General features: G+C 63.5%; 1 protein-coding gene. It reads left to right on the top strand.

Translation table 11 applies throughout. From position 1 onward, the window contains the following. Positions 1–192: 192 nt before the first annotated feature. Positions 193–1,728: a class II aldolase/adducin family protein gene (locus tag QCE64_RS36310; protein WP_310009175.1), complete on the top strand. Its 1,536-nt coding sequence runs from the start codon at positions 193–195 to the stop codon at positions 1,726–1,728. Positions 1,729–1,966: the final 238 nt, after the last annotated feature.

Genomic DNA, 1,966 nt, shown 5'->3' with positions numbered 1-1,966 from the left:
GGGACGCTGATCACGACGGGCACGCCCGCAGGCGTGTCGCAACTCGCGGAGGGTGACCGCCTGAAGGGCAGCATCGGCGGCATCGGTTCGATGGAACTGAGCGTGGCCGCCGCCCGATAACGCGCGCAACCCACCGACATTTCAGCATCCACAGTTACAGCATATCGCTGCGCGACGCGGCGAGGACAAGTCATGAGCGATTTGATTGCGACAACTCTGAAGGCATGGCGTTTTCTTTACCGCCGCGGTTTCATCGAAGGTTTTGGTCATCTCAGCGTGCGGCTGCCGAATGGGCATTTCATGATCACGCGTCATTCGCTTGGCATGAATGCAACGGCTGACGATTTCGTCGTCATGGATCTGGACGGAAACAAGCTCGAAGGGGCGGGCGATCCGCCGGGAGAGTATCCGATCCATCTTGAAGTACTTGCCGCACGCCCTGATGTGAACGCCGTCATTCATTATCACGGCATGTACTCGACGGCGTTCACGACGAGTGGTCAGCGTTTGCGTCCCGTTCATCTGATGGGCACGCTCTTTCACGATGGCATCCCTACGTACGATGACCCGCGGCTGGTCAGCGACCGTGAACGTGGTGCGTATCTCGCGAAGGCGCTGGGTTCACATCGCGCAGTGCTGATGTGCGCGCACGGTGCCACGGTAACGGGCGCGAGCGTCGAGGAAGCGGTGGCGAGCGCATTCCTGTTCGAGGAGAACGCGCACCGCGCATGCATCAGCGCGACGCTGGGCGAGCCGAGATGGATCGACGAACAGACCGCTGCAGCGGCTGGAACCGAATTGATTCAAACGCGCGGCCCTTTCCGGCGCGTATGGGCGCTCGTCGAGGCCGAAGACGCGCAGAGCCAACTGATCGATGTGCGCGATGCTTCGCTGGGTGTTCCCATGCGCCCTCAGGAGACCGGGCTGTCGCTGGATGACCGTGCAGACACCTTCCGCGTGATGACGTCCGGCGTATTCACGGCGGCGTACCTGTCGCTCGTGCCGGCTCTGGAAGCGCTGACCGGCAAGCGCATCGAAACCGTCACGACGTCGATCGGCACCGGCGACACATCTATTCCCAATCGTCTCAAGCGCTTCGAACCCGTCGATCTCGTGATCGTCGCGGAGCCGAACATGGAGCACTTCCTCGACGCAGGTTACGTGCTGTCGGACAGCAGCCGGGTGATTGCGCGCTCGTCGGTGGCAGTGGCGGTGCGTGAAGGCGCGCCCGCGCCCGACGTAAGTTGCACCGAAGCACTCAAGCGCACGTTTCTCGCCGCCCGCACGATTGCCTATTCGGCGAGCGCGAGCGGCAAATACCTCACCACACAGCTTTATCAGAGACTCGGCATCGCCGACGAGTGCCTTCCGAAGAGCCGTTTCGTCGGAGAAGGGGAGCGCACGGGCGCAGTGGTTGCACGCGGCGAAGCGGACCTCGCGTTCCAGCAGTTGAGCGAACTGCGGCCCGTGTCCGGCATCGCTCACATCACGCCGATTCCGGGCGAATTGCAGGCCGCTGTGCGCGTGGCGGTCGGCGTGCCGGCATGGAGCCGTCACGAGGCGGCCGCACGTTCGGTGATCCGCTACCTTGCCTCGGCAGCATCGGCGGCGGCAATCGTTGAGAGCGGTCTCGAGCCGATCAGCGGCGACTTGCAAGTGCGGCCGTCGCCACAGTTGCAACGGTCTGCGAGCGGCGTGGCATCGATGGCCGCTCCGATGGCGCGCTAACGACGATTCCAGTTACACACAGGCCGCCCCATCCAACAGGAAAGCCGTCCACAGAGACCGGCAAGCGGCCACACGGCAAATGAGCCAAACGACGGACGAACTGCGTTCGTTGCAACAGGCCTGCATGACGCGGGCAGGAAAGGAGACACAAGATGGCGGAGCTGGCCCAAGGTCGAAGGGAGTTCGCGGGCACGCGAGAGGAGCAGGCGCGCTCGTCTGCATCGGTGCTCGCGAACGC

This window comes from Caballeronia sp. LZ043, assembly GCF_031451075.1.
Taxonomy (GTDB): Bacteria; Pseudomonadota; Gammaproteobacteria; order Burkholderiales; family Burkholderiaceae; genus Caballeronia.
Note: the sequence above shows the minus strand (reverse complement) of the source record. Positions and strands in the feature narration are given on the sequence as shown.